The sequence below is a fragment of the Bradyrhizobium sp. Ken51 genome (assembly GCF_055807435.1).
This window is the reverse complement of the sequence record NZ_JBVVPB010000006.1, coordinates 142,342-155,275: the sequence shown is the minus strand read 5'-3', so window position 1 is coordinate 155,275 and position 12,934 is coordinate 142,342. Positions and strand designations below refer to the sequence as shown.

Genomic DNA, 12,934 nt, shown 5'->3' with positions numbered 1-12,934 from the left:
GAGGTATCTCATGAAATCACTGAAGCTCATCGGTCTGGCATTCGGCGCATCGATCGCGCTGTCGAGCGCGACATTCGCGCAGGATGTCACCGTCGCAGTCGCAGGTCCGATGACCGGCGGCGAGTCCGCCTTCGGCCGCCAGATGAAGAACGGCGCCGAGATGGCCGTCGCCGACATCAACGCCGCCGGCGGCCTCAATGGCAAGAAGCTCGCGCTGTCCGTCGAAGACGACGCCTGCGATCCGAAGCAGGCGCGCTCGATCGCCGAGAAGATCGCCGGCGCGAAAATCCCGTTCGTGGCCGGGCATTATTGCTCGTCGTCGTCGATCCCCGCGTCGGAAGCCTATGCTGACGGCAACGTGCTCCAGATTACTCCCGCCTCCACCAATCCGAAGTTCACCGATAGCGGATTGTGGAACGTAGCGCGTGTCTGCGGCCGCGACGACCAGCAGGGCCTGGTCGCCGCCCAGTACATCGCGAAGAACTACAAGGGCAAGAATATCGCCATCCTCAACGACAAGACCACCTACGGCAAGGGTCTTGCGGACGAGACCAAGAAGGCGCTCAACAAGGCTGGCGTCACCGAGAAGATGTACGAGTCCTACAACAAGGGCGACAAGGACTTCAACGCGATCGTCTCGCGGCTGAAGCGCGACAACATCGATCTCGTTTATGTCGGAGGCTACCATCAGGAGAGCGGCCTGATCCTGCGCCAGATGCGCGACCAGGGCCTCAAGACCGTGCTGATGGCCGGCGACGCCCTCGCCGACAAGGAATATGCCTCCATCACCGGCCCGGCCGGCGAAGGTACGCTGTTCACCTTCGGCCCCGATCCGCGCAACAAGCCGACCGCGAAGAAGATCGTCGAGGCCTTCAAGGCCAAGAACATCGACCCTGAAGGCTACACGCTCTACACCTACGCGGCGATGCAGGTCTGGTCGCAGGCGGCCAAGAAGGCCGGGACCACCGACGCCAAGAAGGTCATGGCGGCCATCAAGGCCGGCAAGTGGGACACCGTGATCGGGCCAATCGAGTATGACGCCAAGGGCGACATCAAGCAGCTCGACTACGTCGTCTACAAATGGGACGCCAAGGGCGGCTACGCCGCGATCAGCGGCAACGGCACCTAAGCACGCGTGCCGGGGGGCCTGAAGGCCTCGTCCAATCATCATCGCGCCCCGGCTTGCCCCGGGGCGTTTCTTCCTGCGGCAGGGTCAGACGGCTGCAGGCAGCGCGCTGTCAGCCGCGGCTTGGGCCTTCCGTAGTGCTTGAAGAAGATCGTTCGGCCGAAACGGCTTTTGCAGGCAGACCACGTTGGCGAGGTGGGGTGATTGTTCCATGAAATCCAGCGCCGTCATCCCCGACACGGCAACGACCGGGAGGCTCGGTGCAAGCTCGCGCAGGGTTGCGATGACCTCGACGCCGTTGGTATCGCCGAGGAAAATGTCCACGATTGCCGCGTCGAAGCAGGCCTCGGTGAAGGCTTTCACCCCGGCTGCGCCGCTATCGGCCTCAACGACGTCATAACGGTTGACGCGCAGCACGATCGCGACCATCGCACGGACGTCCTTCTGGTCGTCGATGATGAGAACGCGGGGCATAGGGAACAACTCCCGGATCCTGAAATCAAAATGCCTGATTCAAACCTGGAACCCGTAGCGGCGGGAGAGCATTATGGCACCGTCCAGTAAAGCGCATCTTACCCAATCCCCCGTGCGCGTTCCCCATAAAATTAAGTAAGCTGTAACCTTCGGTTGAGTCGCAGTGGGTTTTGTCATGATGCGTGCCCAGAACCCGCTACCATGGGCGGAAATAGATTGGGCCAAATGAGATTGGCAAAAATGCTCAAGACCGATCTGCGAGAGCTGCACGTGTCCGCGACAACCGATCGGAACACATTCCTTTCGACGTTGCCGGCCACCCCGAAAGACCGCAGCGCAGCATTGGCGATCGTCGGCGTCTCCTCGATCCTGTTCGCAGTGGCCGTGCCCTTTGCAGGTATCCCGCTGCTGCCTGTGCCAGCCTTCGTCGCGAGCTATCAATCCGCCCTCGTCGTCGCGGACATCGTCACCGCGGTCCTGCTGTTGTCGCAGTTTGCGGTGCTCAGGACCCGCGCGCTGCTCGTGCTCGCGACGGGCTATCTGTTCACCGCCGCCGCGGCCGTGGTCCATGCCCTCACCTTCCCCGGACTTTTTTCGCAGACCGGGCTGCTGGGGGCAAACCAGCAGACCACGGTCTGGCTCTACATGATCTGGCACGGCGGCTTCCCGCTCTGCGTGCTGGCCTATGCCTGGCTCAAGGAGGCCGACGGCGGCGCCCGGATCGCGGGCTCGACAAGCAAGGCGATCTGCGCCAGCGTGGTCGGCGTCGTCGCGGTCATGATCGTCTTGACCTGGATCGTCACTGCCCAGCACGGGCTGCTTCCGGTCCTGCTGCGCGATGGCCGTTACACGCAGATCATGATCGGCGTGGTGTCCTTTGTCTGGTCCTTGAGCTTCGCAGCGCTGGTCTCGCTGTGGTTCCGCCGTCCGCATTCGGTCATCGATGTCTGGCTCATGGTGGTGATGTGCGCATGGCTGTTCGACATCGCGCTGTCGGCGATCGTCAACGTCGCGCGCTTCGATCTCGGCTTCTACGCTGGCCGCCTCTACGGCCTCTGCGCGGCGACCTTCGTGCTCGCGGTGCTTTTGATCGAAAATGTCCGCCTTCAGGCGCATACGCTGGGTCTCGTCGGCAGGCTGCGGCAGCAGTCGGCATTGGATCGCGACTATTATGGCAAGCGCCTTGCCCTGTACGGCGCCGTCGTCGAATCCGCCAATGATGCCATCATCACGAAGACGCTCGACGGTGTCATCACGGGCTGGAACAAGGCCGCCGAACAGCTGTTCGGCTATGCCGCCGGGGAGGCCGTCGGCCAACCGATCGACATCATCGTGCCTGAGGATCGCAAGGCCGAGGTCAGGGGCATCCTGAACCGGGTCGGCGGCAACGAAACGATCGCTCAGCACGAGACGGTCCGGATCCGGAAGGACGGCCGGCGGGTCGACGTCGTCCTGAATGTTTCTCCGCTCAAATCAGCCAACGGACAGATCATCGGCGCTTCCAAGATCGCCCACGACATCACGGAAGAGAAGCAGGCACGGGAAAAACTGCGCCGCGAGGTCGAGGAGCGGCAGCGGATCTTTGAGACCTCGCAGGACCTGATCCTGGTTACCGACGGTTTTGGCAATTTCATCCAGGTCAGCCCGAGCGTGAAGACCATTCTCGGCCTGAGTCCGGAGGACATGATCGGACACAGCGCGACCGAGTTCATTCATCCCGATGACCTCCAGAAGACGCGCGACGAGATGCGCGCGGCGCGGCGCGGCGCGGTCAAGCGCAGCTTCGAGGCGCGCTACTACCACTACGACGGTCACGAGGTCACGCTGAACTGGATGGGCACCTGGTCCGAGCCGGTCAAGCGCCATTTCTTCATCGGCCGCGACCTCACCGAGAAGCAGGCCGCCGAGGCGCAGTTCAGGCACGTCCAGAAGATGGATTCCATCGGTCAATTGACCGGCGGCGTCGCGCACGACTTCAACAATGTGCTGACCGTCATCACCGGCACGATCGGCATTTTGGCGGACGCCGTCGCTGACCGTCCCGAGCTCGCCGCCATCACCAAGCTGATCGACGACGCCGCCGAGCGCGGCGCGCAACTGACCAAGCATCTGCTCGCCTTCGCCCGCAAGCAGCCGCTCCAGCCGCGCGAAATCGACGTCAACGCATTGACGCTCGAGGCCGCAAAGCTCCTGCATCCCACGCTCGGCGAGCAGATCACCATCATGCCGCAACTCACCGAGGATGCGTGGCCGGCACTGATTGACCCGGGCCAGCTTTCCACCGCGATCCTCAATCTCGCGCTGAACGCGCGCGATGCGATGCCCGACGGTGGCACGCTGGTGCTGGAAACCCGCAACATCTTCCTCGACGACGGCTATGCCAGCATGAATCCCGACGTGATGGCCGGCAATTACGTCATGATCGCCGTCAGCGACACCGGCTCCGGAATCCCGCCGGAGTTGATCGACCGGGTGTTCGATCCCTTCTTCACCACCAAGGAGGTCGGCAAGGGCACCGGCCTCGGGCTCAGCATGGTGTTCGGCTTCGTCAAGCAGTCCGGCGGACACATCAAGATCTACAGCGAGGAAGGCCACGGCACGAGCGTGAAGATCTACCTGCCGCGCTCGAGCGGCGTGCAGGAGACCGAATTCGAGGCGCTCCAGAACGCGCCCGTCACCGGCGGCGACGAGAAGATCCTGATCGTCGAGGACGACGCGCTGGTGCGCCAATATGTCGTGACCCAGATCAAGAGCCTCGGCTATGCCGCACTCGAAGCCGGCAACGCGGCCGAGGCCCTCGTCATCATCGACGCCGACAAGGACATCGACCTGCTGTTCACGGACGTCATCATGCCGGGTAACATGAACGGCCGCCAGCTCGCCGATGAGGCGGCTCGCCGCCGCCCCGATTTGAAGACGCTGTTCACTTCGGGCTACACCGAGAACGCCATCGTCCATCACGGGCGGCTGGATTCCGGCGTGCTGCTGCTGGCAAAGCCCTACCGCAAGTCCGAGCTCGCCAAGATGCTGAGGACCGCGCTCGCGGGTTGAGCGTGCGGCATCCCTACGATATCGCTGAAGCGAACGCCTTTCAGCCCGCGGAGCCGCCTTGAAAAACCTTCTCACCGATATCGCCGGCGTCCGCGTCGGCCACGCCGAAGATGCGAAAATCGCCACTGGCACGACCGCGATCATCTTCGACGCCCCCGCGGTTGCGGCCATCGATGTTCGCGGCGGCGGACCCGGTACGCGCGAAGATGCGTTGCTCGACCTCGCCAGCACCGTCGATCGCGTTGACGCCATTGCGCTGTCCGGCGGCTCCGCCTTTGGAATCGACGCCGGCGGCGGCATCCAGGCCTGGCTCGCCGAACAAGGCCGCGGCTTGCGGATTCGCGAGGCTGTGATTCCGATCGTGCCGGGCGCGATCGTTTTCGACCTGCTCAACGGTGGCGACAAGGCCTGGGGACGCTTCGCGCCCTATCGCGATCTCGGCTACGCCGCAGCATTGGCCGCCAGCGACGATTTCGCGCTGGGCAGCGTCGGCGCCGGCCTTGGTGCCACCACCGCGACCTTCAAGGGTGGACTGGGCTCGGCCTCCGCGGTCCTGGCCAACGGCGTCAAGGTCGCAGCGATCATGGTCGTCAACGCGGTCGGCAGCACGACCGTTGGCGAAGGGCCTTGGTTCTGGGCCGCGCCATTCGAGGAGAACGGCGAGTTCGGCGGGCGCGGTCTGCCGTCCGCGTTCACGCCGGACATGCTGGCGATGCGCATCAAGGGCGGCCCCGCAGCGAGCGCGCGTGAGAACACCACGATCGGCCTCGTCGTCACCGATGCCACGCTGACCAAGGCACAGGCCAAGCGGCTTGCGATGATCGCGCATACCGGGTTTGCCCGTGCGATCTATCCGGTGCATGCCCCGACCGACGGCGACGTGCTGTTCGCCGCCGCAACGGGCGAAAAGCCGATCGAACCGCTGGTCGGGCTTACCGAACTCGGCACGGTCGCAGCCAATGTGGTCGCACGCGCGATCGCTCGCGGCGTCTACAATGCGACGGCCCTGCCGTTTGCCGGCGCGATGCCGGCGTGGAAGGATCGGTTTGGCTAGAAACGAAACGGCGGGCACAGCGTTACCCTGACGGGCCAAGGTGCACCGCCATGCCGTCTTCCGTGATCCGCTTTTTCCGCTATGCACCCGACACGCGCGAACTGAAGGTGACTTTCGTCAGCGGACGCCTCTATGTCTACGAGGACGTTCCGCCCGAGGTCGCCGCGGCGTTCAGGAATGCGCGCTCAAAGGGTACGTTCTTCAACCACGAAATCCGTGATCGGTATGTCTTTCGTGACATCACTCACGAATATGCCGGTTAGCCGTGAGCGGGGCTACACGCTCATCGACATCGATGAACCGACAGTCGCTGAGGCGCCTTGTCCCTGCCCGCCTTGCCGCTGCATCAACTGTGCGAACAGATCGTAGGCTGAATTACGCGAGCTGGAGGCGCCCGGGACCGTCGTCGACATCTTGAAGCCGTCGGCGTAGGTGACGGTGGTGGTGGTCGAGCCGTCGGCGCCCGTCGTCGAGGTCGAGGTGGAGCCGCCGGTGGATCGCGAGGAGGAATCCGAACCGCTGCCGGACGCATCGCCCGCACCTTGCGCGTGATGGTGGCCGCGATGACCGCTCTTCAGTGCCTTCGACATCTCATCGAGGCTGACGCTGCCGTCGGTATTCGAATCCAGCTTCGAGAAAACGTCGTCGGCCTGCGCGAGGTTGGTGCCGCCGGCGCCGAGCGCATTCTCGAATTCCGACTTGGTGATCTTGCCGTCGCCGTCCCCATCGATCTGCGAGAACAGATCCTTCAAGGCGGCGTCGCGGCGCGTCGAGGACGAGGACGTCGAGCTCGACGAGGTCGAGCTGGCTGTGCTGCTCGTACTCTCCGAGGATTGGCTCTGCGCGGCGAACAGCGCGTTCATCGTCTCCGGCGAGATCTGCGGGGTTCTGCCCGCATTGACCGGCGAGGTCGCGCCGGTCGTGCTGTTGCTGCCGCTGTCGATCGCGAACGGATTGGTCGCCGGCTTTTGCGAGGACCCCGTCTTCTGCGTCGACGAGGACGATTTCGAATTCGTCAGCGACTGGATCGCGTCGAGCGCGCTCGATACGGCCCCAAGAGCGAACAACATTGCACAACTCCAACCGATGCGGCATGCCGCGGCCAATGTTCTGTTCAGGTGAAGTCAGCAAGCGCCGTGCCAGCGCAAAAAGCTCAATGAAATCCGCTTTCACCGCGCTTTGCACGGCCCGGGAACACCGGCAATTCGTGCCGGTCGCGGCAGAAATTTCCGCCCACAGGAAGCACGCCGCCCCTGCATTGCCCGGCTGAGAGGCCCATGTTAGGCGAGTCCATCTTTCACGGCCGCCACGGGAAACCACCATGACCCAAGCCTTCGCTCCCCGCCCCCTAGCAATCGCGCCCTCGATCCTGGCCTCGGATTTCTCCAGGCTCGGCGAGGAGGTGCGCGCCGTGGACGCCGCGGGAGCCGACTGGATCCATCTCGACGTCATGGACGGGCACTTCGTTCCCAACATCTCGTATGGCCCCGACGTCATCAAGGCGATGCGCCCGCACACCAAGAAGATCTTCGACGCGCATCTGATGATCTCGCCCTGCGACCCCTATCTGGAGGCCTTCGCGAAAGCCGGCTGCGACCACATCACCGTGCATGCCGAGGCCGGTCCCCATCTGCACCGCTCGCTCCAGGCGATCCGCGCGCTTGGCAAGAAGGCCGGCGTTTCGCTCAATCCGGGCACGCCGATCAGCGCGCTCGAATACGTCCTGGACCTGGTCGACCTCGTGCTGGTGATGTCGGTCAATCCCGGCTTCGGCGGCCAGGCCTTCATCCCCTCCGCGATCGGCAAGATCCGCGACATCCGCGCAATGACAGCGGGCCGCCCGATCGACATCGAGGTCGATGGCGGCGTCGGCGCCGACGTCGCAGGTCCGCTGGCTGCGGCCGGGGCCAATGCCTTCGTCGCCGGCACGTCCGTGTTCAGGGGCGGCACGCAGGACGCCTACAAGACCAACATCGCCGCGATCCGCAACGCTGCCGCGGGTGCACGCGGCGAGGCGATCTGAGGGCCCGCACAGCTCCGCAGACGTGGGCTTCTACGGGTGTTGCGGCGCGCAATGCCTAAATTTGCAACCTTAATCCGTACTCCTCCGGGCTTCCCTGATTCGCGCAAATCACCGCTAGTGATTCTTGCCTGTTTCGCGGGAGCACATCATGACGACGACCCTGGTTTGGACTGGCGTGGCGTTGTGGCTTGGTTTTTGTGCGTTTGTTGTGTTTGGTCCATCGGCCGGACCGGTGAAGGTCTCGGCTCGCTCGACCCGCATCGCCCGTCGCGACTGGTATCGGGCCTGACCCCATGCAGATCGCGCTCGTGAAACGTCAGCCGAAGCGCCGGTGCCGCATCCCGCGGCGCCCGCATCCTGACCTCGATTTTTTCTTCGGTCGGCTCGAACGCACCGAAGGCGAGATGCGCGACGACACCGGGCCCGAGACGGACCCGGATCACCCGCTCCGGTCACCGCGCCGGCATTGAATTCTTTTTCTGGACCAAGCTCATGAAGCCGCATTGCCCGAACTGCCTGAAGGAAATGACCAAGGCATCCGCGTCGCGCAACCTGTTCAATTGCGAGCCCTGCCGCGAGATCATCCAGTTCTTCGGCGGCAGCGCGGATCACGGCGAGCCCGGCCCGCAATTCTCCTGGCCGATCCGTCGCAAACGTTCCGTCCATACCGCTCACGCGGCCTGAACCTTCCAGGATTTGGAGCGCGGCCCTATCCGGCCACCTCGCCCGCATCCGCAGCCATTCGCGGCGGTCGTACCACGGTGACGGTGCAGGCCGCTTCCGAGGCCACCTTGGCCGAAACGCTGCCGAGCAGCGTGCGCCTGAACGAGCCCTGCCGCGCGCCGATAATGATGTGGTCGACGTGGTTGATCTCGCAAAACTCCAGGATGGCCGCGGCCGGATCGACGGCTTCCAGCACATGAGCCGACAGCCGGCTTTCATCCAGCTTGAGCGGCGTGGCCCAGTGCCTGAGCGCCACCAATCGGTCGATATGCTTGTTGGAGCCCTGCTCATCCAGCGTCCTGTCGATCGCGATGCGGTTGAGCTTCAGCACGTTGAGACAGGCGAGCCGCGCCGACGGCAGCGTGGCGAGAATGCGCTCGGTGGTGACGCGCAACGCTTCGTTCAGCTCGGGGGCGCCTTCCACGGTGTCGAGCGCGACCGCGAGGATCGGGCTTGATGCGATCTGGGCTGCGACATCCGATTTCGCGCGCGGCTGCATGACGCCCTGGTTGAAGCGGCGCCGCCAAGCGACGCTTAGCGGATCGCGCTTCATCCGCTCCGAGCGTGTGGTGAGCCTGACCTGGTCCGGGTGGGTGAGATCGAAGGCGAGCTGGGACGCCGTCGGATAGCGCCGCACCGGCTCGATCTCGAGGCATCGCAGCACCACTTCCTGGAGCCAGGGCGGATAGTCGGCGCGAAGCGAGCGCGGCGGGTGCGGATCGCGCCACAGCCGGCGCCGCATCGCACGCAGAGTCTCGCCCTCACCGAACGGCCGCTCGCCGGTCGTGAAGAAATAGAGCAGCACGCCGAGCGAGAACAGATCGCTGCGCGGATCGTCTCGCACCCCTGACAGCCGTTCCGGCGCCATATAGGGCGCAGTACCGTAAGGCAGGCGGAATTCCTCCTGCAACAGGTCCGGCAGATGGTTGTGATGCGACAAGCCGTAGTCGATCAGCACCGCCTCGCCGCTCTCGCGGAACATGATGCTGCTCGGCTTGATGTCGTGATGGATCACGTTCTGCCGATGCAAATCCGCGAGCCCCGTCGCGAACCTGGCGACGAGCTGCCGCGCCTCGTCATACGGCAGCGGCAGGTCGGGCAGCCGCTTGTAGAGCGTGGTCCCGGAGATGCGCTCGATCACGACATAGGCCTGGTGGGCGAAATCGCCGGTGCCGAAACATGAGGGTACGTGCGGCCCGGCCAGCCGCGGCAGGATCATCATCTCCATTTCGAAGGAGACGATCGCCGCGGGGTCCTCGCCCTCCGATACCCGCGGAATCTTCATCAGCAGCGGCACGTCGATGCCGGGATGGGTGACCGTCCACAGCGTCGCCATGCCGCCGGCATGGACGCATTCGCCGATCGTGTAGCCGTCGATCTCTGCGCCCGATTTGACGAGGGGTTTCGGCATCGGCCTCTAGCGTCCCTGCGACAGTCGGTCGGCGAGCCAATGCGGCAGGCCGTTCTCGCGGATCCGGCTTGCGGCCGTCTCGACATCGTAGGGCGCGCGGCAATAGGTGATCAGACACGAGACCGTGTCGAACAGCGCGAAAGCCGCGGATGGATCGTTATCGCGCGGCTGGCCGACCGAGCCAAGCACAGCAAGCCATTGCCGCCCGCGCAGCAAAGGCACGGAGACGTCGGTCTTAGGCACGAGTCCCGACATCTTCGCCGTCACCGACATCGAGTAGATCGCCGGGCGGTGGATGTGGCCGCAGAACGTGACATGAGCTGGCGTCGCGATCAGGCTTTTGGCGGCGTCCGCCGTCGATCGGACATAGTGCCAGCTTCGGGGACTGGAGGCTTCCGAATGCACGAACAGGCGATCGCCGTCCTCCACCAGCATCGGCAATTCCGCCAGGAACCGCCGCTGCGCGGTGTCGAGCCGGCCGCGGGTCCATTCGATCGCGATTTGCGCCTCGGCATTCATGGTCTCGGCCGAGGAATTCACTGCCTGGTCATGATTCCCGCGCACGGCGACGGCGCCCTGGGCAACCAGCTCCATCGCGGTATCCACCACCCATTCCGGATCGGCGCCATAGCCGACGAAGTCGCCAAGCAAGATGAAGCGCTCGGCGCCACGCGCCCGCGCGACTTTCAGGCACGCCTCGAACGCCTGCCGGTTGCCGTGGATATCCGAGAAAACAGCGAGAAGCACGCACCCTCCACCCTCGAACCTTATTGGGAGCCGATGAGGCCAAATTGAGGGAGGTCAAGAACATGCGCCAGCGGCGCGCGGTTTGCCAGCGCTGCCCTGTCGCGATGGTGAAGAGCCTATTGCTCGTCCTTCGGCGGCATCCGGGGCGGCGGAATCGGGGTGAACACGGCGCCCTGCGCGCCGGCCTGCGGAGCGCTGAACTCGCCGGTCGAGGAGTCTCCGCCACTCGTCTCCATGATGGTCTTAGGCGTCACATATTCCCGGACCATGTCGATGAGGCTGCCATCGCCGCCGCCGAAATCGGCGGCCCGGCCGCCTTGCGGATGTCCCAGCGCGATCTCGTTCTCCGCCGCGTGGGTCTTGTCGGCCAGCCGGTCATTGTAGGGCACACGAAAGGCGCGCGGTATGCCGCTCGGGCGATTGTCCTCGTCGAGCTGCTCGACCCAGAGATAGATCGAGCCGGGATCGCCCTCCAGCGAATGCGGCTCGACGATACGGGCCTTCAGCAGCTTGAAGCTCACCGGCAGCCGATCGGCGCTCGCCCAGCCGAGCAGCCCGCGCATCTCGGTGAAGCTGACGACATAGAACGCGCTGGTCACGATCACCGCGACGGCCTTGATCGACCAGTGCAGCCGCGCATAGACCAGCACGACCAGCAGCAGCGCGCCGATGACGGCATAGGCTATCGATAGCGTGAGGATGACCGTCTGCAAGCTAGTCACGGCGCACCCTCACGGCGTTCTTGCTCACGCCGGTGTTCGGGTCAAGATCGGCGCCGTTGCGCCAATTGCTGCGAAAAGTCTCCAACAGCGATTTCGGCCGCTGATCCACATTGACGACCTTGCCTTCGGCATCGAGCCGGAACCGCACCGCGGTCTTCTCGTCGCCGGTGTGGTCGAGGGTGAACTTGTTGTCGAAGACCACTTGCGCCGTCGGATTGAGCTTCTGCACCTTCACATTGGCCGTGACGGGTTCGCCGGTCGTGGCCACGAAATGTGAGACGTTGACGGTGTATTCGCCGGGGACGATGCCGCGCACGGTGACGATCTCCTCGCGGATCGGCGAGGCAATCTTCTTGCCGTTGACCACGATGAAGTCGTTGGCTCCGCCGCGATCGTCGCGGTCGAGCGTGAGGAAGCCGGCCTCGCGGTGGCGATACCAGGCGATATTGCCCACGGGATCCTGCACGAACAGATCGAGATCGTCGGGATGGCTGTCCGGCCAGTCCAGCGTGATCATGAACTCGGCCTTGGAATCGATCTTGCCGTCCTTGGCGTCCGGCGAGACGGCGAGCAGTGCGAGGAAGAACAGGAAAGCGATCACCTGGAGGGCTTTGAACAGCATCACGCCCAGCGGGTCGAACGGCTCCTCGCGCGGATAGAGGCCGAAATCATCCATCATGACTGGCTTCCGGCGCCCTTGATTCCAGACCCCTCGATTCCAAAACCCTTGCGCTCCAGCACCGGCGTCACATAGGTCTCGGTCAGCACCACCGCATCCGAGAACACCCGCTGGGTCGCGGCATCCAGCATGTAATACTGGATGCGGACCAGGATCGAACCGACCAGGCCCGCCAGTGTCGTGTACATCGCGACCGCCATGCCGTCGCTCATCAGCCCCATCGAAGATCGCATCGCGACCTTGTCGGCGGCATCCAGCCCCGCGATCGGCGCCAGCATGATGATGAAGCCGACGATGGTGCCGAGCAGGCCGAGCTTCATCAGCGTATCCGAGACGAAGGCCCCGAAGCCATTGGAGCCGCGCAGCCGGTCGGCAAGCGTCCGCAGCAATAGCGTCTGGTCCACCGGACGGTAGTCCTGCGCGGCGGCCTTTGTCACAAGGCTGTCGATATGGTCGCGGACCAGCCCGCGCGGCAATGCGGTCGCGCTCGCATCGAGCACTTTGCTGCCGTCGGGTGCCGCGAGCGCCGCCCGGCAGCGCCGGGCCGCCGCGCCCTCACGGGCAATGGCCCGCGTTCGCAGGAAGCAGTGGCCGCAGGTGAGCACATAGAGCAGTGCGATCACGCTGGAAATGTAGGTCCGGTCCGAGGTCAGCATCAGACGGATCAGGCCGAACCGCCACAGCAGCACGACGGCGAAGATCGAAAGCCCGGTGAAGATCATCCAGAACAGGAGCGCGCTGCGCTCGGATGGGTCGGCAGCAGGCCCCGCGATCGGCCCAATCGTCATCGAACTCATGCTGCACTGCTCCTGGCCTCTAAAGATTGGCCTGCCGCGATTTCCTGCCCATTAGATCAAAGCCGCCGCGCCCGGTCCAAAGAGCCATGCCCAATCCGGCTTGGGAAATTTGCCCGAGCTGCCATCT

At 64.4% G+C, this 12,934-nt stretch carries 15 protein-coding genes; 8 read left to right on the top strand and 7 right to left on the bottom strand.

What is annotated here, in order from left to right; all coding sequences use genetic code 11:
- The first annotated feature begins 10 nt into the window (after window positions 1-10).
- Complete coding sequence (locus AC0L27_RS13420; RefSeq protein ID WP_275170111.1) at window positions 11-1,129, top strand: branched-chain amino acid ABC transporter substrate-binding protein; 1,119 nt, start codon at window positions 11-13, stop codon at window positions 1,127-1,129.
- Between the two features lie 84 nt (window positions 1,130-1,213).
- Here the strand turns inward: AC0L27_RS13420 and AC0L27_RS13415 are convergent, their stop codons facing one another.
- Complete coding sequence (locus AC0L27_RS13415) at window positions 1,214-1,600, bottom strand: response regulator (RefSeq protein ID WP_354208525.1); 387 nt, start codon at window positions 1,598-1,600, stop codon at window positions 1,214-1,216.
- A 240-nt stretch (window positions 1,601-1,840) separates the two neighbouring features.
- Here AC0L27_RS13415 and AC0L27_RS13410 point away from each other — a divergent pair, with 240 nt between their 5' ends.
- From AC0L27_RS13410 to AC0L27_RS13400, 3 genes are read left to right on the top strand one after another with little or no spacing between them, the layout of a single operon-like run.
- On the top strand, window positions 1,841-4,651 hold the full coding sequence (locus AC0L27_RS13410) for a PAS domain S-box protein (protein ID WP_354208524.1): 2,811 nt from the start codon (window positions 1,841-1,843) through the stop codon (window positions 4,649-4,651).
- A 58-nt stretch (window positions 4,652-4,709) separates the two neighbouring features.
- Window positions 4,710-5,705, top strand: coding sequence for a P1 family peptidase (locus AC0L27_RS13405; protein ID WP_354208523.1), 996 nt, complete (start codon window positions 4,710-4,712; stop codon window positions 5,703-5,705).
- Between the two features lie 50 nt (window positions 5,706-5,755).
- Complete coding sequence (locus AC0L27_RS13400) at window positions 5,756-5,968, top strand: KTSC domain-containing protein (protein ID WP_354208522.1); 213 nt, start codon at window positions 5,756-5,758, stop codon at window positions 5,966-5,968.
- A gap of 12 nt (window positions 5,969-5,980) precedes the next feature.
- On the opposite strand, the gene AC0L27_RS13395 is transcribed toward AC0L27_RS13400, so the two are convergent.
- Window positions 5,981-6,775 (bottom strand): EF-hand domain-containing protein, encoded by a 795-nt coding sequence (locus AC0L27_RS13395; protein ID WP_354208521.1) that lies wholly within the window; start codon window positions 6,773-6,775, stop codon window positions 5,981-5,983.
- A gap of 251 nt (window positions 6,776-7,026) precedes the next feature.
- Here AC0L27_RS13395 and rpe point away from each other — a divergent pair, with 251 nt between their 5' ends.
- The 4 genes from rpe to AC0L27_RS13375 all read left to right on the top strand — a co-directional run bounded on the left by rpe (window position 7,027) and on the right by AC0L27_RS13375 (window position 8,412).
- Window positions 7,027-7,728, top strand: a complete 702-nt coding sequence (gene rpe / locus AC0L27_RS13390; protein WP_354128092.1) for a ribulose-phosphate 3-epimerase — start codon at window positions 7,027-7,029, stop codon at window positions 7,726-7,728.
- Between the two features lie 148 nt (window positions 7,729-7,876).
- A complete protein-coding gene (locus tag AC0L27_RS13385) occupies window positions 7,877-8,017 on the top strand; it encodes a hypothetical protein (protein ID WP_007602382.1) in 141 nt (46 codons plus the stop codon).
- A 4-nt stretch (window positions 8,018-8,021) separates the two neighbouring features.
- On the top strand, window positions 8,022-8,198 hold the full coding sequence (locus AC0L27_RS13380; protein ID WP_354208520.1) for a hypothetical protein: 177 nt from the start codon (window positions 8,022-8,024) through the stop codon (window positions 8,196-8,198).
- 22 nt (window positions 8,199-8,220) lie between these two features.
- Window positions 8,221-8,412 (top strand): hypothetical protein, encoded by a 192-nt coding sequence (locus tag AC0L27_RS13375; protein ID WP_007602380.1) that lies wholly within the window; start codon window positions 8,221-8,223, stop codon window positions 8,410-8,412.
- A 25-nt stretch (window positions 8,413-8,437) separates the two neighbouring features.
- Here the strand turns inward: AC0L27_RS13375 and AC0L27_RS13370 are convergent, their stop codons facing one another.
- The 5 genes from AC0L27_RS13370 to AC0L27_RS13350 all read right to left on the bottom strand — a co-directional run bounded on the left by AC0L27_RS13370 (window position 8,438) and on the right by AC0L27_RS13350 (window position 12,807).
- Window positions 8,438-9,862 carry a protein kinase domain-containing protein gene (locus tag AC0L27_RS13370; RefSeq protein WP_473319409.1) on the bottom strand — a complete coding sequence of 475 codons (1,425 nt, stop codon included), beginning with the start codon at window positions 9,860-9,862 and terminating at the stop codon, window positions 8,438-8,440.
- Between the two features lie 6 nt (window positions 9,863-9,868).
- Window positions 9,869-10,609: a metallophosphoesterase family protein gene (locus AC0L27_RS13365; protein ID WP_275170102.1), complete on the bottom strand. Its 741-nt coding sequence runs from the start codon at window positions 10,607-10,609 to the stop codon at window positions 9,869-9,871.
- A 116-nt stretch (window positions 10,610-10,725) separates the two neighbouring features.
- Complete coding sequence (locus tag AC0L27_RS13360; protein ID WP_354208518.1) at window positions 10,726-11,331, bottom strand: hypothetical protein; 606 nt, start codon at window positions 11,329-11,331, stop codon at window positions 10,726-10,728.
- Window positions 11,324-12,010 carry a hypothetical protein gene (locus AC0L27_RS13355; RefSeq protein ID WP_354208517.1) on the bottom strand — a complete coding sequence of 229 codons (687 nt, stop codon included), beginning with the start codon at window positions 12,008-12,010 and terminating at the stop codon, window positions 11,324-11,326. Before AC0L27_RS13355 ends, AC0L27_RS13360 begins: the two co-directional genes overlap by 8 nt.
- Window positions 12,007-12,807: a MotA/TolQ/ExbB proton channel family protein gene (locus tag AC0L27_RS13350; protein ID WP_354208516.1), complete on the bottom strand. Its 801-nt coding sequence runs from the start codon at window positions 12,805-12,807 to the stop codon at window positions 12,007-12,009. The genes AC0L27_RS13355 and AC0L27_RS13350 overlap by 4 nt, the downstream gene beginning before the upstream one ends.
- Between the last annotated feature and the right edge of the window lie 127 nt (window positions 12,808-12,934).

Coding starts and splice junctions, on each gene's coding strand:
- AC0L27_RS13420 (WP_275170111.1), top strand. CDS start 11: ATGAAATCACTGAAGCTCATCGGTCTGGCATTCGGCGCATCGATCGCG.
- AC0L27_RS13415 (WP_354208525.1), bottom strand. CDS start 1,600: ATGCCCCGCGTTCTCATCATCGACGACCAGAAGGACGTCCGTGCGATG.
- AC0L27_RS13410 (WP_354208524.1), top strand. CDS start 1,841: ATGCTCAAGACCGATCTGCGAGAGCTGCACGTGTCCGCGACAACCGAT.
- AC0L27_RS13400 (WP_354208522.1), top strand. CDS start 5,756: ATGCCGTCTTCCGTGATCCGCTTTTTCCGCTATGCACCCGACACGCGC.
- AC0L27_RS13395 (WP_354208521.1), bottom strand. CDS start 6,775: ATGTTGTTCGCTCTTGGGGCCGTATCGAGCGCGCTCGACGCGATCCAG.
- rpe (WP_354128092.1), top strand. CDS start 7,027: ATGACCCAAGCCTTCGCTCCCCGCCCCCTAGCAATCGCGCCCTCGATC.
- AC0L27_RS13385 (WP_007602382.1), top strand. CDS start 7,877: ATGACGACGACCCTGGTTTGGACTGGCGTGGCGTTGTGGCTTGGTTTT.
- AC0L27_RS13380 (WP_354208520.1), top strand. CDS start 8,022: ATGCAGATCGCGCTCGTGAAACGTCAGCCGAAGCGCCGGTGCCGCATC.
- AC0L27_RS13375 (WP_007602380.1), top strand. CDS start 8,221: ATGAAGCCGCATTGCCCGAACTGCCTGAAGGAAATGACCAAGGCATCC.
- AC0L27_RS13370 (WP_473319409.1), bottom strand. CDS start 9,862: ATGCCGAAACCCCTCGTCAAATCGGGCGCAGAGATCGACGGCTACACG.
- AC0L27_RS13355 (WP_354208517.1), bottom strand. CDS start 12,010: ATGATGGATGATTTCGGCCTCTATCCGCGCGAGGAGCCGTTCGACCCG.
- AC0L27_RS13350 (WP_354208516.1), bottom strand. CDS start 12,807: ATGAGTTCGATGACGATTGGGCCGATCGCGGGGCCTGCTGCCGACCCA.